14 protein-coding genes are annotated in these 23,620 nt (G+C 60.3%); 8 read left to right on the top strand and 6 right to left on the bottom strand.

Annotation, left to right across the window (positions count from 1 at the left end; translation table 11 throughout):
- The first annotated feature begins 63 nt into the window (after positions 1–63).
- Both BQ5379_RS05740 and rfbC read left to right on the top strand, forming a co-directional pair.
- Positions 64–1,389 carry a glycoside hydrolase family 16 protein gene (locus BQ5379_RS05740; RefSeq protein WP_071134552.1) on the top strand — a complete coding sequence of 442 codons (1,326 nt, stop codon included), beginning with the start codon at positions 64–66 and terminating at the stop codon, positions 1,387–1,389.
- Positions 1,390–1,593: 204 nt separating this feature from the next.
- A complete protein-coding gene (gene rfbC / locus BQ5379_RS05735; protein ID WP_205408193.1) occupies positions 1,594–2,151 on the top strand; it encodes a dTDP-4-dehydrorhamnose 3,5-epimerase in 558 nt (185 codons plus the stop codon).
- A gap of 225 nt (positions 2,152–2,376) precedes the next feature.
- Here rfbC and BQ5379_RS05730 read toward each other — a convergent pair whose 3' ends face one another.
- Complete coding sequence (locus BQ5379_RS05730) at positions 2,377–4,236, bottom strand: amidophosphoribosyltransferase (RefSeq protein WP_071134550.1); 1,860 nt, start codon at positions 4,234–4,236, stop codon at positions 2,377–2,379.
- On the bottom strand, positions 4,233–4,766 hold the full coding sequence (locus BQ5379_RS11120) for a hypothetical protein (protein WP_143039400.1): 534 nt from the start codon (positions 4,764–4,766) through the stop codon (positions 4,233–4,235). Before BQ5379_RS11120 ends, BQ5379_RS05730 begins: the two co-directional genes overlap by 4 nt.
- A gap of 345 nt (positions 4,767–5,111) precedes the next feature.
- Between BQ5379_RS11120 and BQ5379_RS05720 the strand changes: the two genes are divergently transcribed.
- The 3 genes from BQ5379_RS05720 to trpS all read left to right on the top strand — a co-directional run bounded on the left by BQ5379_RS05720 (position 5,112) and on the right by trpS (position 9,361).
- Positions 5,112–5,996, top strand: coding sequence for a YitT family protein (locus BQ5379_RS05720; RefSeq protein ID WP_071134548.1), 885 nt, complete (start codon positions 5,112–5,114; stop codon positions 5,994–5,996).
- The gene (locus BQ5379_RS05715; RefSeq protein ID WP_071134547.1) at positions 5,993–7,960 is read left to right on the top strand and encodes an HD family phosphohydrolase; all 1,968 of its coding nucleotides are present in this window, start codon (positions 5,993–5,995) and stop codon (positions 7,958–7,960) included. The genes BQ5379_RS05720 and BQ5379_RS05715 overlap by 4 nt, the downstream gene beginning before the upstream one ends.
- Positions 7,961–8,371: 411 nt before the next feature.
- Complete coding sequence (gene trpS, locus BQ5379_RS05710; RefSeq protein ID WP_071134546.1) at positions 8,372–9,361, top strand: tryptophan--tRNA ligase; 990 nt, start codon at positions 8,372–8,374, stop codon at positions 9,359–9,361.
- A 383-nt stretch (positions 9,362–9,744) separates the two neighbouring features.
- Here trpS and gltB read toward each other — a convergent pair whose 3' ends face one another.
- The 3 genes from gltB to asnA form a co-directional block, all read right to left on the bottom strand.
- Complete coding sequence (gltB, locus tag BQ5379_RS05705) at positions 9,745–14,244, bottom strand: glutamate synthase large subunit (RefSeq protein WP_071134545.1); 4,500 nt, start codon at positions 14,242–14,244, stop codon at positions 9,745–9,747.
- A gap of 12 nt (positions 14,245–14,256) precedes the next feature.
- Positions 14,257–16,449, bottom strand: coding sequence for a glutamine synthetase III family protein (locus BQ5379_RS05700; protein WP_143039399.1), 2,193 nt, complete (start codon positions 16,447–16,449; stop codon positions 14,257–14,259).
- A 221-nt stretch (positions 16,450–16,670) separates the two neighbouring features.
- Positions 16,671–17,705, bottom strand: a complete 1,035-nt coding sequence (gene asnA, locus BQ5379_RS05695) for an aspartate--ammonia ligase (RefSeq protein ID WP_071134543.1) — start codon at positions 17,703–17,705, stop codon at positions 16,671–16,673.
- Positions 17,706–18,515: 810 nt separating this feature from the next.
- On the opposite strand from asnA, the gene BQ5379_RS05685 reads away from it, so the two are divergent.
- Positions 18,516–19,805 (top strand): SGNH/GDSL hydrolase family protein, encoded by a 1,290-nt coding sequence (locus BQ5379_RS05685; protein ID WP_159431218.1) that lies wholly within the window; start codon positions 18,516–18,518, stop codon positions 19,803–19,805.
- 393 nt (positions 19,806–20,198) lie between these two features.
- Here the strand turns inward: BQ5379_RS05685 and BQ5379_RS05680 are convergent, their stop codons facing one another.
- Complete coding sequence (locus tag BQ5379_RS05680) at positions 20,199–21,239, bottom strand: TlpA disulfide reductase family protein (protein WP_071134540.1); 1,041 nt, start codon at positions 21,237–21,239, stop codon at positions 20,199–20,201.
- Positions 21,240–21,434: 195 nt separating this feature from the next.
- Between BQ5379_RS05680 and BQ5379_RS05675 the strand changes: the two genes are divergently transcribed.
- Positions 21,435–22,787: a DUF5690 family protein gene (locus BQ5379_RS05675; RefSeq protein ID WP_071134539.1), complete on the top strand. Its 1,353-nt coding sequence runs from the start codon at positions 21,435–21,437 to the stop codon at positions 22,785–22,787.
- Between the two features lie 40 nt (positions 22,788–22,827).
- Complete coding sequence (gene phnX, locus BQ5379_RS05670) at positions 22,828–23,619, top strand: phosphonoacetaldehyde hydrolase (RefSeq protein WP_071134538.1); 792 nt, start codon at positions 22,828–22,830, stop codon at positions 23,617–23,619.
- The last annotated feature ends 1 nt before the right edge of the window (position 23,620 follow it).

The following is a 23,620-nucleotide window of genomic DNA, read 5'->3' as shown; positions in this document are numbered from 1 at the left end:
GTGTGGTCGAAAGAGCGTGTGTGCAGTGCGAATCCTGAAAGTCGAATTGAAAACTGAAAACAGATGAAACACTGGATGGCATGGATGGGCTGCGTGTTGATGCAGGCAGCTTCGTATGCCGTGGCACAGGAGCCGATCACCTGGCGGTGGGACTATTCGGAGGCCGACGATGCGTTTATCGACCTGGTCGATGAGGCGTCGAGCGGTTTTCGCGAGACCAATACGCCCGACCACTATGCCGGACGGCTGGTGGTGGAGTTGGGCGAAGAGTTGAGTTTCAAGTCCTCAGAAGTTCCGACTCTGCTGTTCGACAGTGAGGCGGAGGCTGCGGAGTTTCGGGTCGAGAACTGTGGCGAACGGCGCGTCGAATTGTCATTGAGCACTCCGCATCGAGGCTCGAAACGGTCTGACCCGGTTCGCGTGCGGCTGAATCCGAAGGCGATCAAAGGCCCGTTGAAGAAAGAGTACCCTACGGAGTATCGGATCGAGTTTCACGCCTCGGATGTGCCTGCGGTCTTCGTGTCGCCCGTGACGGGGCGCAGCTATTCGCTCGTCTTTAACGATGAGTTCAACGATACGGTGATCGACACGCTGAAGTGGGACACCCGCAGTCGGCTATCCCCTTTCACGCGACGGGGCATGTATCGCGAGGCGCCGTATTACGTCCTGTGCCACGATGAGTGGACCCGGGAACAGAACGGCGAACTCCGGCTCGAGGTGTCCAAATATCCGACGCAGCCCTCCGTGGTGATGACCGGCGGTATCCTCTCCCAGGGGCGTTTCATGACCCGTTACGGCTACTACGAGACCAAAGTCTCGTTCCGGGATTGTCGCGGCGAGGGCTATTGGCCGGCCTTTTGGCTGATGTTCACCGGTGAGGATATGTACGATGCGGGTACCGAGATCGACATCTTCGAATACATCCCCCGCGATCGGCAGATCTTCCAAACACTCCACTGGTATCAGCAGGAACCGGCCGCAGCCGATGACAAACAGGTGCAGCATGCCGCCAAGAATTACGATAAGACGGCCACGGTCAGTAAGCACCGCTCTTCGACGAAGTTTTTCCCGCTGGAGCGGGCCGAGGAGGAGCCTCACACCTTTGCGGTGGAGTGGACTCCGGATGAACTGATCTTCTATACGGATGGCCAGGTGACGCGGCGCGTCGACCGTTCGAACAATCCGCGCGAGGTACCCGCTGCCTATCAAATGGTCTACTTCTCGTGCTCGGCCGGTGAGTGGGGCGGGAACGTAATGAACAATCGGGAAGCGGCCTACGTCTATTTCGACTATTGCCGGTGCTACCAGGCGGAGGACCAGGATGCTGTCTACACCCTGCACGGCGAGTCCCGTAAGATTTCTGCGCAAGAACGGCAGGGGAAACTCTGATGCGGACGGAGAGTGGAAACATTGGTCGCGCGGAGGTAACTTTGCACTTTGTTCCGAGCGGCTGCCAACCACGAAAAACAGGGCTGCGGTTGAATGGTGAAACGTTGGGGTGCGAATCCTGTTTTATGGGTCAGCCGGTAGGTGAGATGAGGGTTGTGGAGTATAATGGATTGGAAAACAAAGAGATTGATTTACAATAAAATGATGAAATTCAAGAAAACGGAAACTCCGATCGAGGGGCTGTTCATCATCGACCCGACCGTGTTCGGCGATGCCCGCGGCTTTTTCATGGAGACCTATGCCAAACGTGACTTCGACGCCCTCTTTGGCGGGGAGGTCGAATTCGTACAGGACAACCACAGCAAGTCGCGTCGCGGTGTGCTGCGCGGGCTGCACTTCCAGAAACAACACGCTCAGGGTAAACTGATCCGTGTCGTGGCCGGTGCCGTGTATGATGTGGCCGTCGATCTTCGTCCCGGCAGCCCCACTTACGGACAGTGGTATGGGGTGGAACTCTCGGCCGAAAACAAACGGCAGTTTTATATCCCGCCGCAATTTGCCCACGGATTTCTGACGCTGGAGGACGATACCGAGTTCCTCTATAAATGTACCGACTACTATCATCCCGAATTCGACGGCGGGGTGCGCTGGAACGACCCGCAGATCGGGGTGGACTGGCGGTTGGAGCATTACGGAATCCGTCCCGAAGAGTTGCTGCTCTCGGACAAGGATCGCGTACAGCCGCTGTTGTCGGAACTTTAATCTTGGCTCGATAACGCACGGTGGACTGTTTGATCGGCGGGCGTTGTCATAGCCGTTAATGAAAGGCGTCTCTCCTTCGATAAGGAGAGACGCCTTTTTTTGTTGGTCGCATTCCGGAGCAGAAATGGGATGCGGCGAATCCGAAGAGTTATCCATTGCGTCGGGGTCCATGCGCTGCTGCTTCAATATTCGCCCTTGTGGGCACTGCCGGATTGTCCGGAAACGTTAGCGGTCGGCGCGGCCGCGGCCTTCGTACCAGTCGATGAAGGCGCGGTTCACCAGTTTGTTTCCGCCGGGGGTGGGATAGTTGCCCGAGAAGTACCAGTCGCCGGAGTGGTTCGGGCAGGCACGGTGCAGGTCCTCGATCGTCTGGTAGACCACTTCGACCTGCGACGGGCAGTCGGCCGGGGTGATCATTCGGGCAATCTGGTCGGAGATCTCGCGGTCCGTAAACGGTTCGTAAATCTCCTTCACGTGGTTGACGATCTGCTCCTTGGGCAGGTGTTCCTGTGCCTTGCATTCGGCATAGACCTCGTCGATGCGGGTACCCATGCCTCGCTCGCGCAACAGCTCGATCGCTGCGTTGAAGGCGATGAATTCGCCCATGCTCGACATGTCGATGCCGTAGCAGTCCGGATAGCGGATCTGTGGCGAGCTCGATACGATGACGATCTTGCGGGGACGCTGGCGGCTCAGGATATGGACGATGCTGCGTCGGAGCGTAGTGCCGCGCACGATGCTGTCGTCGATGGCCACGGCCGAGTCCACGCCGGGGCGGATCGTGCCGTAGGTGGTGTCGTAGACGTGGGCGGCCAGGTCGTCGCGGCTGCTGTCCTCGGCGATGAAGGTCCGCAGTTTGATGTCCTTCAGGGCCAGCTTTTCGGTGCGCACCCGCATGTTCATGATGTCGCGGATTTCGGCTTCGCTCAGTGTCTCGCGCGAGGCCAGCAGGACGTGGCACTTCTGATGGTTGAACCACTCCTGAAGCCCCTCCATCATCCCCATGTAGGCCACCTCGGCCGTATTGGGGATGAACGAAAAGACGGTGTGGGCGAAATCGTAGTCGACCCGTCGGAGCACCTCTTCGACCAGCAGCCGGCCGAGTTCCTTGCGTTCGCGGTAGATGTCGCAGTCGCTCCCGCGCGAGAAGTAGATCCGTTCGAACGAGCAGGCACGCACTTCGCCGGTGGGCTGGATCTGGGCCAGACGCAACTGGCCGGCCTGGTTGACGATCAGCGCCTGGCCGGGGAGCAGCTCGCGGACCTGGTCGGTCTCGATGTCGAAGGTGGTCTGCAGCACGGGGCGTTCGGAGGCCACGGCCACCACGTCGTCGCCGACGTAGTAGAAGGCCGGACGGATGCCGTGCGGGTCGCGCAGCGAGAAGAGGTCGCCGCTGCCGGTCAGCCCGCAGATCACGTATCCGCCGTCCCAAATGTCGGAGGCCTCGCGCAGGATGCGTTCGATGTCGATGTTGGCTTCGATCGCCTGGTTCAGCGGAGCACCGGCCAGCCCCTGAGCCTTGTAGTACTGATACTGTCGGTCGACCTCGCTGTCGAGCAGGTAGCCGAGCTGTTCGAGCATGATGAAGGTGTCGGCGTTGTGGCGGGGATGCTGGCCGCGGGCGACGATGTGGTCGAAGACTTCGTCGACGTTGGTCAGGTTGAAGTTCCCGGCCAGGGCAAGGTTCCGGCTGCGCCAGTTGTTGCGCCGCAGGAAGGGGTGGGTGTACGAGATGCCGGAACGGCCGGTGGTGCTGTAGCGCAGATGACCCATGTAGAGCTCACCCACGAAGGGCTTCTGCTGCGGATAGGCGGCCAGGTCGCGGTGCACGGTGCTGAAGATCTCCTGAATGGCGCCGGTGCCCATGGCCCGCTCGCGGAAGATGTACTCTTCGCCGGGTTCGGCGTGGAGTTTCACGGAGGCCAGACCGGCCCCCTCCTGTCCGCGGTTGTGCTGCTTCTCCATCAGCAGGTAGAGCTTGTTCAGGCCCCAGAGTTCGGTGCCGTAGGTCTGTTTGTAGTGTTCCAGCGGTTTCAGCAGGCGTACCATCGCTATGCCGCATTCGTGTTTGATGCTGTCGCTCATAGGTTGAAAGTGTGTCGGTGGGTGGGGCCCGTTGCCGCCTGTACGGTATGGCGGGCATGAAACGAACGTGCGGAATGCGGTTCTATTGCCTGCCTGCCGTGCGGGGCGGGGCGGACGGGGTGGGGGATCAAACGACAAGAGGACACGGCGCAACGGCTGTGTCCTCTTGTGGTGAATGGTTTGTCGGAAGGGTTGGCATCGATCCGGGTGTGGGCGCAAATGTTCCGGTTGCCGGCGATTTGGCGCGAACGGGCGGAACGGACGCGGTAGCGGCCTTCGGATTCGATGTTGTTGATGGCGTCGGTGCGGCGCGGCATGACGGCGACGGCAAAGCGGGATTGCCGTTCGCTCTCGATGCGGTTGAGGCTGCCGATTCTGTGCAGGTCGGTCGCACGGCATTGTGTCCGGCCTCCGCGGATTGTGCCGCTGTCGGTCGGGGTTGTGCCACACTGCTCTGTCGTGCCTTCCGGGGTGCGGATGGTGGCGGCGAGGGGAGCGTGCCGAAGGGTGGTTGTGTGGTGTGGTGCCATCGCTGCAAAGGTAGGAAATCCTGCGGTTAAATGTGCGTATTTCCGGATTCTTTTCGTGTCGGTACGGATTTTTGCTTTCGGCTTGCCGGAGCGGAGGATGGCATCTGTTCGGCAGTTCGGTATGCTTTCGTTAGTCCGGTAGGTTGGCGGAGTCTGGTTGGTCCTGTGACAGCCTGGCGGTTCGATAAGCAAACGCAGGAGAGTCCGTCGGGAGAGGAACGAAAACAGGCCGGTCGGTGTGTCGGATAAGGCGACTGTGCCGGCGGTGTCGACCGTAGAGGCAGGAGACCGGCCAAATAATCCCGGATTTTATTAACTTTGTCTTGATTCGATGAATGCTAAGCCATGAACAGACAGTTGATTCGACAATGGTTGTTCGTGGTGGTCGGCGCCGCGCTGCTGGCCACCGCTTTCGTGCTCTTCATCACTCCGTACCGCATCGTCCCCGGCGGGGTCTACGGCTTGGGGGTGGTGCTGAACTACCTGTTCCCGGCGATTCAGGTCGGGACCTACGGCCTGTCGATGGATATTCCGCTGCTGCTCATCGCGTTTCGGCTGTTCGGTGCCAAGTTCGGCTCCAAAACGATCGTGGCGGCCCTGCTTACGCCCCTTTTCATGGACTCGATGACCTACCTGATCGGGTCGGACCCGGCCACGATGCTCGGCGGTAAGATCGACCTTTCGGGCGACGTGCTGCTGAGCTGCATCTTCGGCGGTATCCTGATGGGGGCCGGCATCGGGCTGATCATGAAGACCCACGCCACGTCGGGCGGTACAGATATCGTGGCGATGATCGTCTCGCGCTACCTGCACCTGCCCATCAGCCGGTCGGTGCTCTATGTCGATTCGGCGGTGGTGATCTTCGGTCTGGTGGTGCTGGGTGACTGGAAACTACCCCTCTACTCGCTGGTGACGATCTTCGTCTCGTCGCGACTGATCGACTACATCGTCGACGGCGGCTCGGGCGACAAACTGCTCTTCATCCTCTCGGACAAGCATGCCGATATTCGCGATTACATCCTGAGCGGACTCGACCGCGGCGGTACCTATATCAAGGCCAGCGGCATGTATACCGGGGCCGACAAGGAGATGATCTTCGTGGTGGTTTCGCGGCGCGAAGTGTCGCTCATGCGTGACCGCATCCGCGAGATCGATCCGTTGGCCTTCATGATTGTGGTCGATGCCCACGAGACCCTCGGCGAGGGGTTCAAAACCTTTGAAAAACCATGATACGAAAAATCTCACTGCTGATCCTCCTGTCGCTGTTCATCACGCTGCTGATGCCGCGTCGTGCCGCCGTCAACCTGAACTTCGCCCCCGGCGAGGTGTGGGAGGACGAGACACTCGTCGCACCGTTCGATATACCGATCTACAAAAGCGCCGAACAGTACGTCTCGGAGATGGAGGCCCTGCAGGAGGGGTTCCAGCCCGTCTTCCGGCTCGATACGATGGTGGCGAAAACGCAGCTTCGCACGCTCGAAAAGGACCTGGCCGAGAATCCCTCGATACCCGAAGAGCGGCGTAAGTATATCCTCGACGTCTTCCGGTATATCTACACCAAAGGGATTGTCAGCGACGCCGATCGGGCCGCCTATGCCGACCGCATGGTACGCATCGACAGCGCCCATATCCTCATGACGCGTCACTCCACCGACCTGTTCACCCCCTCCATCCTTCAGAACTTTCTCCGTTCGCAGGGGATCGACCCCGAGCAGGCCGCCCGATACCTGACCACCTCGTTGAGCTATGACGCCTCGCTTAATACCCGTTTGCGTGAACAGTTGGCCTCCCACCTTTCGCGTACCGACGGGATTGTGCGCACGGGCGAAGTCATCGTCTCGAAAGGACAGGTCATCGACCGCCACGTGGCCAGCCTGCTGACCTCCTACCGGCGCGAGTACGAAGATCGTCTGGGGCTCGGAACCAGCGGCATCGTGCTGATGCTCGGAAAATGGCTGCTGGTGCTCGCTCTGCTTTCGCTGAGCTATGTCTTTTTTACCATTTTCTCCCAAAAACACTTCACCGGGTGGCGGCAGTTGCTGTTTGTTTTTGCGCTCTATACCGTGATGGCCGCTCTGATGGCCTTGGTGGTACGGACACCCTATCTCAGCCCCTATCTGGTGCCGCTGCCGGTGGTGGCCATTCTGTTGCTCGCTTTCTTCGATACGAGGGTCGCCATCTTCGGAAACATCACCGTCGTGCTCATCGCGTCGCTCTTCGTTCGCTTCAGCTTCGAGTTCTTCACCGTCAACTTCCTGGCTGGAATGGTCGGTATCTTCGTGGTGCGGCACTACTACCAGCGGCACAGCGTGTTCAAGGCCGTGGCGGCCGTGTTCCTGGCCGAAGCGGTCGTCTACATCGCATTCATGTGGATGTCGCAGGGCTCACTGCAGGGTAATTACCTCAGCGTCCTGTGGTTCCTGATGAGCGCCTTCCTGATGCTGGCCTTCTATCAACTGGTCTACATTTTCGAGCGGCTCTTCGGCTTCGTCTCGGACATCACCCTGCTCGAACTATCCGATACCAACCAACCGCTGCTTTTGCAGTTGGCCGAAAAGGCCCCCGGAACTTTCCAGCACTCCGTACAGGTGGCTTCGCTGGCCGAAAGCGCCGCCAAGGAGATCGGGGCCAATCCGCTGCTGGCGCGTGCCGGCGCCCTCTATCACGATATCGGGAAGATGGAAAATCCGTTCTACTTCGTCGAGAATCAGAACGGCAACTTCAACCCCCACTCGATGCTGAGTCCGTCGCAGAGTGCCTCCATCGTCCGCTCGCACGTTACCGAGGGGATCATGCTTGCCCGCAAACATCAGCTGCCGCCCATCATCCAGGAGTTTATCTCCGGCCACCACGGCACGTCGAAAATCTACTACTTCTATGCCGAAGAGAAGGCCAAGTACGGGACGGTCGAACATCCCGAAGAGTTCGTCTATCCCGGTCCGAAACCGGTTCGTCGCGAAGTGGCCATCTGTATGATGGCCGACTCGATCGAGGCGGCCTCGCGATCGCTGGGCAGTTACAGTCGTGACTCGATCGACGCGCTGGTCGAAAAGATCGTCGATCGGCAGATCGCCGAACACCAGTTCAGCAATGCCGAGCTCTCCTTTGCCGAGGTGACCCGCATCAAGGAACTCTTCAAAACCAAGCTCAACAACATCTACCACAGCCGCGTCTCCTATCCAGCAACGGCCTGACCGCACACCCGGTGTGGAACAGAACGGGGGCGGAGTGTTCTTTTTTCAGTTGTGCTGTTCGGGCGGGGTTGTCGGCAGTCTGCTCGTGGGCAGGGGATGACACCCTGCTGTTGCCGTGACAACCGGTGAACGCTTGTGTCGTTGCAGCTGTCAAGGGTCCGTAGATAGATAAAGCCTCTCCGGAGCGGGATTTCATGGTCGGACGCCGATGCAAAAGCGGGGATTTTCATTATTTTTGTGGCGGCCAATCGGAAATGCCGAGGAATCTCCTTCCGGGTGGTTCGGAAACCCATGAGGGGAACGGACCGTGTGGATTCACAGCTGCGCTTTTTGTGTGCGGTGTTGCGAGGCGGGAGGCTTTCGGTGATTCCGATCGATGCCGATTCTTGGAAACAAAACCGATACGATACTATGGAAACAGTAGTCAGCGGTATCCGCTCGACCGGCAACCTTCACCTGGGAAACTACTTCGGTGCCCTGCGCAACTTTATCAAAATGCAGGATGCGGCGAATTGTTTCTTCTTCATTGCCGATTACCACTCCCTCACCACGCACCCCGATCCCACGGCTCTGCACGGTAACGTGCGTGACATTCTGGCCGAATACCTGGCCGCCGGGCTCGACCCCGAAAAGTCGGCCATCTTCATCCAGAGCGACCAGCCGCAGGTGGCCGAACTCTACCTGTTGCTCAACATGCACGCCTACGTGGGCGAACTGGAACGCACCGCATCGTTCAAGGAGAAGATGCGTAAACACTCCGACAACGTCAATGCCGGCCTGCTCACCTATCCGACCCTGATGGCAGCCGACATCCTGATCCACAAGGCCAACAAGGTGCCCGTGGGCAAGGACCAGGAGCAGCACCTCGAAATGACCCGTAAATTCGCCCGTCGATTCAATACCAAATATGGTGTCGATTACTTCCCCGAACCCGAACCCTACAACTTCGGCGCCGACCTGGTGAAGGTGCCCGGTCTGGACGGCAGCGGCAAGATGGGTAAGAGCGAAGGAAACGGTATTTTCCTGATCGACAGCGACAAGGATATCCGGAAGAAGGTGATGAAAGCCGTTACGGACAGCGGCCCGACGGTGCCCAACTCCGAAATGCCCGAAGTGATCCGCAACATCTTCACCCTGCTGGAGATCGTTTCGGCTCCTGACACCGTGCAGTATTTCCGCGATAAATACGCCGATTGCTCGATCCGTTACGGCGACCTCAAAAAGCAGCTTGCCGAAGACATTATCGCCACGGTGGCTCCGATCCGTGAGCGTATCTTCGAGATTCAGGCCGACGAGGCTTACCTTTCGCGGGTGGCCCGCATGGGTGCCGAGAAAGCGCAGGCCAGCGCAGCCAAAACGGTGGCCGAAGTGCGTGAGATCATGGGGATCAAACGCTTCTAAACCGGAATCTCTGGCCGTGACCTCTTCGGGGGACGACGGTCGCAAAAGTTATGCTGAGGCGGTGTCGTTGTTCAACGACACCGCCTCAGCTCTTTTTTGTGTCAGCGCAAACACGAAATTTCGACGGAGGGGAAAGTGCTAATGTGTGGTGAAAAATGATCTTTTTGTGGAGGGAATATGGGGGCTTTGGCGGGCTTTTCGTCTCCGAAATCTTCAACCGGTGTCCACTCCTTTGAAAGACGGTTTAGCCGTTGGGGTACAGAAACGAAAAATAGCAGGAGAGCCCGGAAAACCAATCGGTTTTCCGGGCTCTCCTGCATGGAATGTGCACCAGGCCCCGCAGCGCTGATGATGAAAAACTACGGAACTGCGGGAACGGGTGATTATCGGGTTTCGGTACCGGCCGTAGCGGTTGTTGCAATCGCTGCGGTCACTGGGGTCGTGTCGGTCGTTGCAGCAGCTTCGGTCGTTGCGGCTGTTTCGGCCAGAAAGCGTTTGTACTCGATGGGCGTCACCTTCACGAATTGCCGTGCCGAGGCCGGCCACGACTCGAGCAGTTGTGCCGCCAGCGGGCTCCCGGTCAGTCGGCAGTGGTCTGCGATGAGGCTGCGCAGCTCGGCCAGCTCGGCCGCTTCGGACGGGATCGTGATTTCGATCATCTCCATGTTGCAGTAGAAGTCGAAGTCGCCCGCCGGATTCCAGACATAGGCGATACCGCCGCTCATGCCCGCCGCGAAGTTGCGTCCGACGGGGCCCAGAACGACTACGCGGCCGCCGGTCATGTATTCGCATCCGTGGTCGCCGACCCCCTCGACGACGGCTGTTGCACCGCTGTTCCGCACGGCGAAACGTTCGCCCGCGCGGCCGCCGATGAAGACCTCGCCCGAGGTGGCTCCGTAGAGCAGCGTGTTGCCCGCGATGGTGTTCTCCTGCGGCAGGAAGTGCGACTCGGTGGAGGGACGCACCACGATGCGGCCGCCCGAGAGGCCCTTGCCGAGGTAGTCGTTGGCGTCGCCCTCGAGGTTCAGCGTGATGCCCCGCGTCAGAAACGCGCCGAGGCTCTGACCGGCCGATCCCGTGAGGTTGACGGTGATTGTTCCGGGCTGGAGGCCACCGCCGCCGTAGCGACGGGCCACTTCGCCCGAGAGGCGGCTCCCCACAGAACGGTCCGTGTTGGCCACGCGGAGCGACATTTCGACCGGGTGGCAGCCGTCAAGAGCCGGTGCCGAGCGGCGCAGAATCTCGTCGTCGAGCGGATTCGGTACGGTGCGCGGTGCGCTGGAGAGTTGGCGTGCCGGGCCCTTGTCGACCCGCCACAGCAGCCGTTCGAGGTCGAGACCGCCAGCCGGGATCTGCTCCAGCAGGTCGCTGCGGCCGATCACCTCTTCCAGCCGGGTGAAGCCCAGAGCCGCCAGGTGGCGGCGGACATCTTCGGCCAGCAGGGTGAAGTAGTGGACGATGTTGTCGGCCGATCCGCGGAACTTGCTCCGCCAGGCCGGATCCTGCGTGGCGATCCCTACCGGACAGCAGTTCGAGTGGCATTTGCGGTCCATCACGCAGCCCAGCGCCACCAGTGGCGCCGTCGAAAAGGCATACTCCTCGGCCCCCAGCATGGCCGCAACCAGCACGTCACGACCCGTTTTGAGCTGTCCGTCGGCCTGCAGCGAGACGGTGCCGCGAAGTCCGTTGCGCATCAGGGTCTGCTGCACCTCGGCCAGCCCCAGTTCGAAGGGCATCCCGGCATAACGGATCGAGCTCACGGGGCTGGCTCCGGTCCCGCCGTCGCCGCCGCTCACGACGATCATGTCGGCTTTGGCCTTCGCCACGCCAGCCGCTACGGTTCCGATACCCAGCTCGGCCACCAGTTTGACGCTGACGCGTGCCGTCGGATTGACGTTCTTCAGGTCGAAAATCAGCTGGGCCAGGTCTTCGATCGAGTAGATGTCGTGGTGCGGGGGCGGCGAGATCAGCGTGATGCCGGGCAGCGAGTGGCGCGTGCGGGCCACCATCTCGTCGACCTTGTAGCCGGGCAGCTGTCCACCCTCGCCCGGTTTGGCTCCCTGGGCCACCTTGATCTGAATCTCGTCGGCATTCACCAGATATTCGGCGGTGACTCCGAAGCGTCCCGAGGCGACCTGTTTGATGGCGCTGCGGGCCTCGGAGTGGAGGCGGGAGGGCTCTTCGCCCCCTTCGCCGGTGTTGCTGCGTCCGCCGATGCGGTTCATGGCCAGCGCAATGGCTTCGTGGGCCTCACGGCTGATCGAACCGAACGACATGGCGCCCGTGGCAAACCGTTTCATGATCTCGCCGACCGGTTCGACCGATTCGAGCGGGACGGCGTTCGTCGGCCGGAAACGGAGCAGGTTGCGCAGGAAGATCGGATGGTCGGGGCTGTCGGCCAGTGCGGCGAACTGTTCGTACTTTTCGGCCGAACCGGTCGAGGCGGCCTGACGCAGTGCGGCGATCATCTTCGGAGTCCAGGCGTGCTGTTCGCCCCCCTTGCGGTAGAGGTAGAACCCTTCGTCGGGCAGGTTCCCCTCCGTCGTGGCAGCGTGGCCGAACCCGTCGGCATGTGCCCGCAGGGTGGCGGTGGCCAGGTCGGCCAGCGAGATGCCGCCCACGGGCGAGGGCATGCCGTCGAAGTAGCGTTCGAGCAGCCCGGCCGAGAGGCCGATGCTTTCGAACATCCGCGCACCGCGGTAGCTGCGGAGGGTGGAGATGCCGGCTTTGGAGATAATCTTGAGCAGCCCTTTGTCGATGGCCCGGATGTAGTGGGCTTCGGCGGTGTCGTAGTCGAGTTGGACCCGTTTGTCGCTCACCAGACGGTCCAGTACGGCGAAGGCCAGGTAGGGGCAGACGGCGCTGGCGCCGAAACCGATCAGCAGGGCGATGTGCATCACCTCGCGCGGCTCGGCCGACTCGACGATCAGGGCGGTCTGGGCCCGTTTCCCGCGGCGGATCAGGTGGTGGTGGATGGCCGAAAGGGCCAGCAGCGAGGGGACGGGAGCCTGGTCGGCCGAGACGCCCCGGTCGCTGAGGATGATGTAGTTTTTGCCTTCGTCGACGGCCCGTTCAGCTTCGGTGCACAGCCGGTCGAGCGCCTCGGCCAGCCCTTCGGCACCGCTTCGGGCCGGGAAGAGCATCGACAGGCGGGTGGTGTAGAACCCTTTGTATTCGAGGTGCTGGAGGATGTCCAGCTCACGGTTGGTGATGAGCGGGTTGAAGAGTCGCACCACTTTGCAGTGCTCTTCTTTCGGGGTGAGCAGGTCGCTGCGGATGGCGCCGATGTAGCCGGTGAGCGACATGACCAGCTCCTCGCGCAGCGGATCGATGGGCGGGTTGGTGACCTGCGCGAACTTCTGACGGAAGTAGTCGAAGAGCCGGTGGGGTTTTTCGGAGAGCACGGCCGGCGGGGTGTCATTACCCATTGAGCCGATCGGTTCGCTGCTTCGTTCGGTCATTGGCAGAATCACCCGGTCGATGTCTTCGGCCGTGTAGCCGAAGGCACGTAGCATGCGGTCGTACTCGTCGACGGTGTGCGAGACGCGGCGTCCGGAGCGGATCTCGCCCAGCGTGACGCGCTGCCGCTCGATCCAGTCGGCATAGGGATGCTCGGCGGCCAGGGCTGCCTTGACCTGTGCGTCGTAACGCAGCGTCCCCTCCTGCGTGTCCACGAGCAGCATCTTGCCGGGACGGAAGCGGCCCCGTTCGCGAATCCGGGCCGGGTCGACCTCCAGCACGCCGGTCTCGGAGGCTACGACCATGATGTCGTTGTCCGTGATGAGGTAGCGTGCCGGGCGCAGGCCGTTGCGGTCGAGCATCCCGCCGATGTAACGGCCGTCCGAGAAGAGGATGGTCGCGGGACCGTCCCACGGCTCCATGAAGATGCTGTGGTAGTCGTAAAAGCCTTTCAGCTCGCGCGAGATGGCGTTCTTGGCGTTGAAACTTTCGGGAACCATCATGGCTAGCGCGTGGGGCAGCGACATGCCGGCCTGGACGAAAAATTCGAGGGCGTTGTCGAGCGAGGCGCTGTCGCTCATGCTGGGCTGGATGATGGGGCCGAAGTCGGTGGTCGGACCGAGCAGCTCGGAGTGCAGCAGCGGTTCGCGGGCCTGCATCCAGCTGCGGTTGCCGCCGATGGTGTTGATCTCGCCGTTGTGGCCCAGCATCCGGAAGGGTTGGGCGAGGTCCCAGCGCGGGAAGGTGTTGGTCGAGAAGCGCGAGTGCACCAGTGCGATGGCGCTGGTGTAGTACGGGTCGCGCAGGTCGGGGAAGTAGTCGCGCAGCTGGAGCGAGGTGAGCATCCCCTTGTACACGATTCGACGGGTCGAGAGGCTCACGATGTAGAGGCCGTCGGTAGCTTCGCGTTCGATCCGTTTGCGGATGAGGTAGAGACGGCGTTCGAGCCGGTCGCCCTGATCGCCGGTCACGAAGAGCTGGCGGATGGCCGGTTCGGTGGCGGCGGCGTTGGGGCCGGGAATGGACGAGTCGACGGGTATGTCGCGTACGTGCATCAGGGTCAGCCCCTCGCGGGCGATCTCGCGGCGGATCAGTTCGAGTTGCCGCTGCTGCCGGGCGGGATCTTTCGAGAGAAAGACCAGACCGGTGCCGTACTTGCCGCGTTCGGGTACCGGAATACCGTGCAGCAGGATGAATTCGTGCGGAATCTGGGTCATGATGCCGGCACCGTCGCCGTCGCGGCTGTCGGCACCTTCGGCTCCGCGGTGGTTCATGTGTTCAAGCACACGCAGCCCCGAGTCGATGATCTCGTGGCTGCGGTCGCCCTTCAGGTGGACGACAAAACCAACGCCGCAGGCGTCGTGTTCGTATTCAGGCGAATAAAGCCCCCCTTGCGGAGGGCTGTTCTTGAGGTTCTCTTTCATGGGGTGCGGGGGTTAGCGCAGGAATAGCAGTTCGCGGTATTTGGGCAGCGGCCACATCTCGTTGTCGACGATCAGTTCGAGCTTGTCGATGTGGTAGCGGATCGATTCGAGCATCGGGGCGATGGTGTCGTGGTAGGCGATGGCCTTGTCGCGCTCGTTTTCGATCCGGTTGGCCACCTTGCGGGCTTCGACCATCTCTTCGACCTGACGCTGTACGGCCTTCATGTGGCCGGCCAGCTTGATGATCAGCTCGCGGTCCTGTTCGGCCAGTTCGCCGGCCTCGTCGCTGCCGAAGATCTCCGAAAACTTGGACACCTTGTCGAGCAGCATGCTCTGGTAGCGCGAAGCTACGGGCAGGATGTGGTTCATGGCCAGGTCGCCCAGCACGCGCGCCTCGATCTGGATCTTTTTGGTGTAGGTCTCGAGCTTCACTTCGGCACGGGCGTGCAGCTCGACGCTGCTCAGTACGCCGGTCCCGGCGAACATCTCGATGCTGCGCGGTTCGATCAGACGGTCGAAGATCAGCGGTACGCTGGTCTCGGTGTCGAGTCCGCGGCGGGCGGCTTCGACTTTCCATTCGTCGCTGTAGCCGTTGCCGTCGAAACGGATCGGTTTGCAGGTCTTGATGTAGCGTTTGAGCACGGTGAAGATCGCTTTCTCGGTGCTGAGACCGGCGGCGGTCTCCTTTTCGACCTCCTGTTTGAACTCGGTGAGCTGGGCGGCCACGGCGCTGTTCAGCGTAATCATGGCGTCGGCGCAGTTGTCCGACGAACCGACGGCACGGAACTCAAACCGGTTGCCGGTGAAGGCGAAGGGAGAGGTGCGGTTGCGGTCGGTGTTGTCGAGCAGCAGCTCGGGGATGTGGGCGATGCCGCTCAGACGGAAACCCGACTTGCCGTCCATGACGATCGTTTCTTCCGAGGTGCTGGTCTCGATGCTATCGAGCACGCGGCTGAGCTGCGACCCCAGGAAGACGGAGATGATGGCGGGCGGCGCTTCGTTGGCACCCAGACGGTGGGCGTTGGTGGCGCTCATTACGGAGGCCTTGAGCAGGCCGTTGTAGCGGTAGACGGCCATCAGGATGTTCACCAGGAAGGTGACGAACTGGAGGTTGTCGTGCGGGGTCTTGCCGGGCGAGAGCAGGTTCACGCCGGTGTCGGTGCCGAGCGACCAGTTGTTGTGTTTGCCCGAGCCGTTGATCCCCTTGAAGGGTTTTTCGTGGAGCAGGCAGCGGAAGCAGTGTTTGCGGGCTACTTCGCGGATGGTCGAGAGCAGCAGCTGGTTGTGGTCGTTGGCCAGGTTGGTCTCTTCGAAGACGGGTGCCAGCTCGAACTGGTTGGGAGCCACTTCGTTGTGGCGGGTCTTGACGGGGATGCCGAGCCGCAGGCAGGCGTATTCGAGATCCTTCATGAAGGCGAGTACGCGCGAGGGGATCGAGCCGAAGTAGTGGTCTTCGAGCTGCTGGTTTTTGGCGCTTTCGTGACCCATGAGGGTGCGGCCGGTGAGCACCAGGTCGGGACGGGCGGCCCAGAGGCTCTCATCGACCAGGAAGTATTCCTGTTCCCAACCGAGGTACGAGAAGACTTTGTTCACGGCCGGGTCGAACATCCGGCAGACGGCCGTGGCTGCTTCGTCGACGGCGTGCAGGGCGCGCAGCAGCGGGGCCTTGAAGTCGAGTGCCTCGCCGGTGTAGGCGATGAAGATCGTCGGGATACAGAGGGTCGTGCCAACGATGAAGGCGGGCGAGGTGGCGTCCCAGGCCGAATAGCCGCGGGCTTCGAAGGTGTTGCGAATACCGCCGTTCGGGAAGCTCGAGGCGTCGGGTTCCTGCTGGATCAGCAGTTTGCCGGAGAGCTCTTCGATGATGCCGCCGCGGCCGTCGTGCTCGATAAAGGCGTCGTGTTTTTCGGCGGTTCCGCCCGTGAGGGGCTGGAACCAGTGGGTATAGTGGGTTGCCCCCATCTCCATGGCCCATTGCTTCATCCCGGCGGCTACGCTCTCGGCGGTCTCGCGGCTCAGCGGGGTCCCGTGGCGCATGGTGCGCAACAGGGCGTCGTAGCTCTTGGCCGGCAGGTATTTGCGCATCTTCTCTTCGTTGAACACCTGAATGCCGTAGTAGTCGGCCGGACGTTCAGCGGGATGCGGTACCGGGATGGCTTTGCGGTTGATGGCCTGTTCGACCATCTTGAATCGGAGTGTTGACATAACGGTTGTTGGTTTCGGTTGGTTAGGTTTTAAAGGTTTTGTTCGTGGTTGATGGAGCCTCCTCGCCGTAGGATCGGCAGAGGGGGGCGGAGGGGAACAGTGTGGCTTTCGGTGCGAGTCTCGTCTGTATAGGCGGGCGGTCAAGGTTGTCGGAAGGAAAGGGTCAAATGTGACCGGAAGGATCCCTGAAACAGCTGCCGTACGTCACCCCTGCGCGAAAATTATTTCAGGAAAATTCCGCCTTTGCGGCACGCTTCGATCATCTCGTCGGGCCAGATGCTGGCCTGTACCTCGCCGATGTGGGCGCAGCGCAGGAAGAACATGCAGAGGCGCGATTGGCCGATACCGCCGCCGATCGATAGCGGGATACGATCTTCGAGCAGCGATTTGTGGAAGTCGAGTTCGGCGCGTTCGGGACACCCTTCGGCCTCGAGTTGTCGCAGCAGGGCGGTTTTGTCTACGCGAATCCCCATTGACGAGATTTCGTAGGCCGATTCGAGAACCGGGTTCCACAGGATGATGTCGCCGTTCAGCCCGGCGTAACCGGCTTCGTTGGGGGTGCTCCAGTCGTCGTAGTCGGGGGCGCGGCCGTCGTGTTTCTGTCCGTCGGAGAGGGGACCGCCGATCCCGATGATGAAGATGGCTCCGTAGCGTTTGGCGGCTTCGTTCTCCCGTTCGCGCGGGGTGAGCTTCGGGTACTGGCGGAGCAGCTCCTCGGCGTGGATGAAGGTGATCTCGTCGGGCAGGATGGGGGTGATGTGCGGATAGCGTTCGTAGGTGTCGGCTTCGACCTCTTTCAGTACGCCGTAGATGGTGCGGACGATCCCTTTCAGGAATTCGAGGTTGCGTTCCTCGGGACGGATGGTGCGCTCCCAGTCCCACTGGTCGACGTAGAGCGAGTGGAGGTTGTCGAGCTCCTCGTCGGCGCGGATGGCGTTCATGTCGGTGTAGAGGCCGTATCCGGGGGCGATGCGGTATTCACCGAGTTTCATGCGTTTCCACTTGGCCAGCGAGTGGACCACTTCGGCACGGCGGTCGCCCATCGCTTTGATCGGAAAGCCGACGGGACGTTCTGTGCCGTTCAGGTCGTCGTTGATGCCGGTGCCGGAGAGCACGAACAGCGGGGCGGTCACGCGACGCAGCCGCAGCTCCTGGGCCAGTCGGCGTTGAAAGGTGTCTTTGAGCATTTTGATGGCCTGCTCGGTGGTCTCGGGGTTGAGCGTGGCCCGATAGTCGGCGGGAATGTAGAGCGCCATAGTAGTGTGAGGTATTTAGGTTAGGTTGTGGTTTGTCGTTGGGGCGGGGGCTGAAAACGACAAGAGGACACAGCGCGTTGTTGCTGTGTCCTCTTGTGGAAGAATCTCGTATGTGTCTGCGTCGGTTCGGCTCGAATGCACGCGGTCGCACGCAGGGGTTCTCTCGTCATACCGCCCTTCGGATTCGATGCTGTTGATGGCATCGGTGCGGCGCGGCATGACAATGGCCGCAAAGCAGTATCGACCCTCCGACTCGATGTTGTTGATATCGTCGGTGCGGCGGATGGCGGTAATGTATGCTTTGTGGGAGTAGTTCGCGCTGCAATCCCCTGTCGGCTTCGATACCGATCGACGGAGCGTGGGGTGAGGGGTTTCGTTTCCGAAACGACCGCTCCGCGGGGCCGGGATTGTGGCGGTCTTGAACATCTTGATGGCGACAAATGTAGTGATAATTTTTTGGTGTGCAAATTTATTTTTCCAGGAAATCGGGCTGTGAAACTGGATATAATGCTGTAATCGAATCTTATGGGGTGAATTACAGGATTTTGTGCAAATGCAGGGCGCCCGTGAAATTTGTTTTGCGGTATGGTGAGGTATCGTGGCATGACAACGAACGGGAGGTGTTGGGAAACAGGGTGTTGAGGCGAGCGAATCTGATGTGGTCGCAAATGTGGTTTTTGTCCTTGCCGTGTAGAATGTCACCCGTTTATCCGTACCTTTACAAAAATTCGGCCGCGCGGTCAGCGGATTTTGAATGGGAAGGGCGTGTGCGGCTTGATTTTGACTAATCCAAACCCCAAAAATATGTTCATGAAAAGAGTTCTTGCAATCGGATTGGGCCTCTTGGCCTGGTCGTGGGCCGGTGCGTCGGTGGCGGACACGCTGTTTCGCTGTCACGCGCGGGGCGGACTACCCAATGTGGCCCGAATGGTGCGCGATACGGCGCGGGTCGGAGTGGCCTACTTCGGCGGAAGCATTACGGAGCAAAACGGCTGGCGGGTCAAAAACTTCGATTACCTCACGAAGCGTTACTCGCAGACCCGTTTTGAGCAGATCAACGCCGCCATGGGCGGTACGGGGTCGCTGCTCGGCGTACTGCGTATGGATCGAGACGTTTTGGCACGAAACCCGGATCTGGTCTTCGTGGAGTTTGCCGTGAACGATGCCTCGACCCCCGACGTGGAGGTGTGCCGCACGGTCGAAGGGATCGTTCGGAAGATCTGGGGCCGCAACCCCGAGTGTGACATCTGTTTCGTCTATACCACCACTGAGGCGATTCTCGGCAAGGCGGGGACCGAGCGGCTGCACAACACCGTGATGACGATGGAGCGGGTGGCCGACTATTACGGTATTCCGTCGGTTTATCTGCCCTATACGACTATCGAGCTGCTGCGGCAGGGAAAACTGGTGATGAAGGGAGCGGGGGAACGTGTGAGTGTCGTCTCGGGTGAATCGCTTAACGAGGAGGCCGAAGCGAAGGATGCGGTGATCTGTTTCTCGCCCGACGGGGTACACCCCTATCTGAATACGGGACACGAATTGTATCACGGGGTGTTGGTCGGCGCGCTGGAGCAGATGTTGAGCGAACCGGGAGGTCTGGTGGCCCATGTGCTGGGCGAGCCGATCGATTCGGTGGGCTATCAGTTTACGCGCAGGATGACGGTGGGTGAGATGTCGCCCTCGGGTCCGTGGACGAATATACCGAAGGATTCGTCGCTCTACCGGCGATACAGCGGCCGTTTCGACGAACTGTGGGTCGGCGAGGTAGGTGCCACGCTCGAATTTACCTTCAAGGGACGGTCGTTGATCTGTTACGATGTGATTTCGCCCGAGGGGTGTCGGCTGGAGCTGGAGGTGGATGGCGAAAAACGGTGGGTCGAACGTTTCGACGGTTATTGTACCTACGCGCGGCTGCACTTTGCCGAACTGGTGTCGGGATTGGACCCCGGGCGGGAGCATCGGGTGCGGATTCGCGTGAGCGACGAGGGGCTCGACAAACGGCAGGTGCTGTTCGAACAGAACCGGGCCGATCTGGATGCACATCCGAAAAAATATGCGCCGGTGCGGTGGTACCTGAACTCCATCTTTGCGGTGGAATAGGGCGCTAAGCCGGTTGCAGATAGATAGCGAAAAAGAGCGGGACACCAGCATAGGTGTCCCGCTCTTTTTGTGCTGTGGACGGACGAGGCCCGTTCGGGGGATTAGGCGTTTGTTGGGGGGGAAGGGCTGTTCCGGGGAAGGCGGGGGGGGCAGGCACAAGCCGTTCCAATGGATTCCGAGTACCGGAGGGTGTTGCGGAACCACTTTGTTTCAATGCATTTCGAGTGCTAGTGGACGTTTTGGAACACTTTGTTTCAACGCATTAGGAAACGGATGGTATAGTCAGACTGCTCTATTCCAATGAATTATGGGCGTTGGCGAGGTACTGGCGGGCGATTGAACCGGTAGTACGGTTTTGCCTCGGTGTTGTGTCCCGCTACCCGACGGACCGTCTTATTGGATGTACCGGGCGATCTCCTGTTCGATCCGTTCGCCGCGTAGGTCGCGGGCCAGAATCGTTCCGTCCGGGCCGATCAGCATAATGTGCGGAATACCATTGACGCCGTACAGCTCACGCACCGTGTCGTTCGAGTCGATGATCTGCGGCCATGTGATTTTCAGATCGCTCACTGCCGGGGCGAGGTTCTTCGGCTTGTCCCACACGAAAAGTCCCACGACCTCCAGCCCTTTGTCCTTGTATTTCTCGTAAGCCCGGGCTACCACCGGCGTCTCCTGGCGGCACGGACCGCACCACGAGGCCCAAAAGTCAACCAGCACGTATTTCCCCCGCCCCACGTAGTCCGACAGTTTCACCGCGCGACCGGTGCTGTCCGTCCCTTCGAAATCGACGAAGGGTTTGCCCGGCGAGGTCATTAATTCGGACTCTTTGGCCTTGCGGTAGTCTTTCAACGGACCGTAGTTGCGCACGGTCTCGCCGCTTTCGTTATAGAGGGCGATGTATCGTTCCGGCTCCAGGTCATAGGCGATATCCATCAGTGCATAGGCCCCCATGAAGTTGTTCCGATTGGCGCGGTAGGTGGCGATTGTCCGGCTCGTGTACTGCTCGCTGTAGAGTTTGCCCTGTCGCTGTTTTTCTTCCCGGGTTAGCGTGCTGTCGGCCCAGAGTCGGTCTACCGTGTCGTAATGCTGTTCGCGACGGGTGAGCAGACTGGAAAGCGAGTCGTTCAGCGGAGTGCCGCCCACCGATGAAGGAGTGTTCATGTCCACCGTGATGGTACCTGGCTCGGCAATCAGATTGGCGTATAGCTTACGATCCAGATCCAGCCGGCGAATCCCGCAGTCGGTGCGGGTGAAGGTGAATTTCCCGTCGCGGACAATGGCACTGTCCAGGATGGTGTTGTGCTCGTATTCGGTCATATAGACCGTTTTCCCGTTTTCCGATACGGGCACTGTGCCCTGAATCGTGTAACTCTGAGCCCAGACGGAACCCGTCCCGAGCAGGGCCGTGGCGGCCGTCAGAATCAGTGTTTTCATGCGTGCAGTGTTTGTTTGTCGTAAAGGTAGTTTTTTGGGGGGATATACGTACGGTTCATGTAGGAAAAAGTACGGATGACCGGGCAGGTAACATTCGCTTAACTTAAAGTTCAAGCAGGCTTAATGCTGTGGAAACATGGGCGTAACAGGGCCGAAATAATTTTGTAACATCAAAAATGAGGCTATAAAAACACTATGACCGCACGCCAACTTCGCAGCCGCCGCCTGATGTCCGATGCACTGTTCGTCCTTTGGGGCGGAGGTGCCGCGCTGCTTTGTTATTCGTTGGTTTACGCCCTGCGCAAACCCTACACCGCCGCCGGGTTCGACGGTCTCGAAATCTTCGGTATCGACTACAAGGTCGCCGTGACCATCACTCAGATTGTCGGCTATCTGATCGCCAAATTCGCCGGAATAAAAATCATCTCCGAACTCAAACGACCCCGGCGCCTCGCCTTCATCGCCTCGATGGGGCTGATGGCCGAGCTGGCGCTGGTGCTGTTCGGTCTGCTCCCGCGGCCGTGGAACATGTTTGCCATGTTCTTCAACGGTCTGGCGCTGGGCTGCATGTGGGGCGTGATCTTTAGCTTTATCGAAGGTCGCCGGCTGACCGACCTGCTGGCCAGCCTGCTGGGAATCAGCATCGTGGTCAGCTCCGGCACGGCCAAGTCGCTGGGCCTCTTCGCGATGAATAACCTCGGGATCGACCCCTTCTGGATGCCGGCCGTCATCGGCGGGATCGCCTTCCCGCTGCTCTGCCTGCTGGCATGGACCCTCAGCCGGATGCCCCAGCCCAGCAAAAAGGATATCCGGCAGAAGAGCGAACGCATCGTGATGGACGCACGGAGCCGTTGGAGTGTCTACCGTCAGTTCATGCCGATTCTGACGCTGCTCTTCGTGGCCAACCTGCTGCTGTTGATGCTGCGCGACGTGAAGGAGGACTTCCTGGTCAATATCTTCGACACGACGGGCCATTCGTCGTGGTTCTTCGCCCAGCTGGACAGCATCGTGACGGGGATCATCCTGGTGCTCTTTGCCCTGATGACGCTGGTGCGGCGCAACATTCGGGCACTCTCCATCCTGCTGGTGATGGTGACGCTCGGGGCGGCGGTGATGTCGGTCATTTCGTTCGGCTACGATGTCGTGCGGCTGAGTCCCGTGGTCTGGCTCTTTGTCCAGAGCCTCTGCCTCTATGTGGCCTACCTCGCATTTCAGACCATCTTCTTCGACCGTTTTATCGCCTGCTTCAAGGTCCGGGGGAATGTCGGTTTCTTCATCGCCACGATCGACGCCATCGGCTATACGGGCACGGTCTGCATCTTGATGGTCAAGGAGTTCGCTACGCCCGATCTGGACTGGCTGGCCTTCTATAACCTCCTGGCCGGATGTGTCGGAGTCTTCTGCGTGGCGGCTTTCTCGGTGGCCGGGGTGCTGATCCTCAGACGCTATCGTCGTGAGCAGCGCGCGGTCGAACAACCCGAGGGCGGCGTGAACCTCTATCGGCCGTCGCGCGTGACCACCGGCGCAACGGAGCCGCAGACGATTTAACTTTGAGCATAAAACCATACAATAAAAAACCAAACAAGAGATGAAACAAGTACAAGGTATCGTGATGGACTGGGCCGGGACGGCCGTCGATTTCGGATGCTTCGCACCGCTGGGTGCGTTCCTCAAGATGTTCAAGGAGTGGAACATCGACATCACCTATGCGCAGGCGCGCGAACCGATGGGGATGCTCAAGATTGACCATATCCGGACGATTCTTCAGATGGCCGACGTGGATGCCAAGTTCCGCGCCGCTCACGGTCGCGCATGGACCGAGGAGGACGTGAAGGCGATGAATGCCGCTTTCGAAAAACACCTCTTCGCCTCGCTGGCCGAGTATACCGACCCGATTCCCGGTGTGATCGGGACCATTGCCGAACTGCGTGCCAAAGGGCTGAAGGTCGGCTCCACGACCGGCTTTACCGCCGCCATGATGGAGGTGGTGCGTCCGGCTGCCGCCGCCAAAGGCTACCGCGTGGATAACCTCGTGACCCCCGACGGGTTGCCGGCGGGTCGTCCGGCCCCCTATATGATCTATCGGAACATGATCGACCTGGCGATCGACTCGACGGATTGCGTCGTGAAGGTCGGCGATACGATTGCCGACATCCGCGAAGGGGTCAATGCCAAAGTCTGGTCGGTCGGCGTTGTGACCGGCAGTAACGAGCTGGGTCTCGATGAGGCGGAATATGCCGCGATGCCGGCAGCCGAACTGGCCGAACGTAAGGCTGCCGTGCGCAAGAAGATGATCGCTGCCGGCGCCGATTTCGTGCTGGACAACATCACCGAGTTGCCCGCCTGCATCGAAGGGATCAATGCCCGCATGAACCGGTAGA

It is taken from the genome of Millionella massiliensis, from assembly GCF_900104655.1.
Classification (GTDB): Bacteria; Bacteroidota; Bacteroidia; order Bacteroidales; family Rikenellaceae; genus Rikenella; species Rikenella massiliensis.
This window is presented reverse-complemented; position numbering and strand designations above follow the sequence as displayed.

Bases quoted from the DNA above. Each gene is read 5' to 3' on its own strand.
- BQ5379_RS05740 (WP_071134552.1), top strand. From the start codon at position 64: ATGAAACACTGGATGGCATGGATGGGCTGCGTGTTGATGCAGGCAGCT.
- rfbC (WP_205408193.1), top strand. From the start codon at position 1,594: ATGAAATTCAAGAAAACGGAAACTCCGATCGAGGGGCTGTTCATCATC.
- BQ5379_RS05730 (WP_071134550.1), bottom strand. From the start codon at position 4,236: ATGAGCGACAGCATCAAACACGAATGCGGCATAGCGATGGTACGCCTG.
- BQ5379_RS11120 (WP_143039400.1), bottom strand. From the start codon at position 4,766: ATGGCACCACACCACACAACCACCCTTCGGCACGCTCCCCTCGCCGCC.
- BQ5379_RS05720 (WP_071134548.1), top strand. From the start codon at position 5,112: ATGAACAGACAGTTGATTCGACAATGGTTGTTCGTGGTGGTCGGCGCC.
- BQ5379_RS05715 (WP_071134547.1), top strand. From the start codon at position 5,993: ATGATACGAAAAATCTCACTGCTGATCCTCCTGTCGCTGTTCATCACG.
- trpS (WP_071134546.1), top strand. From the start codon at position 8,372: ATGGAAACAGTAGTCAGCGGTATCCGCTCGACCGGCAACCTTCACCTG.
- gltB (WP_071134545.1), bottom strand. From the start codon at position 14,244: ATGAAAGAGAACCTCAAGAACAGCCCTCCGCAAGGGGGGCTTTATTCG.
- BQ5379_RS05700 (WP_143039399.1), bottom strand. From the start codon at position 16,449: ATGTCAACACTCCGATTCAAGATGGTCGAACAGGCCATCAACCGCAAA.
- asnA (WP_071134543.1), bottom strand. From the start codon at position 17,705: ATGGCGCTCTACATTCCCGCCGACTATCGGGCCACGCTCAACCCCGAG.
- BQ5379_RS05685 (WP_159431218.1), top strand. From the start codon at position 18,516: ATGAAAAGAGTTCTTGCAATCGGATTGGGCCTCTTGGCCTGGTCGTGG.
- BQ5379_RS05680 (WP_071134540.1), bottom strand. From the start codon at position 21,239: ATGAAAACACTGATTCTGACGGCCGCCACGGCCCTGCTCGGGACGGGT.
- BQ5379_RS05675 (WP_071134539.1), top strand. From the start codon at position 21,435: ATGACCGCACGCCAACTTCGCAGCCGCCGCCTGATGTCCGATGCACTG.
- phnX (WP_071134538.1), top strand. From the start codon at position 22,828: ATGAAACAAGTACAAGGTATCGTGATGGACTGGGCCGGGACGGCCGTC.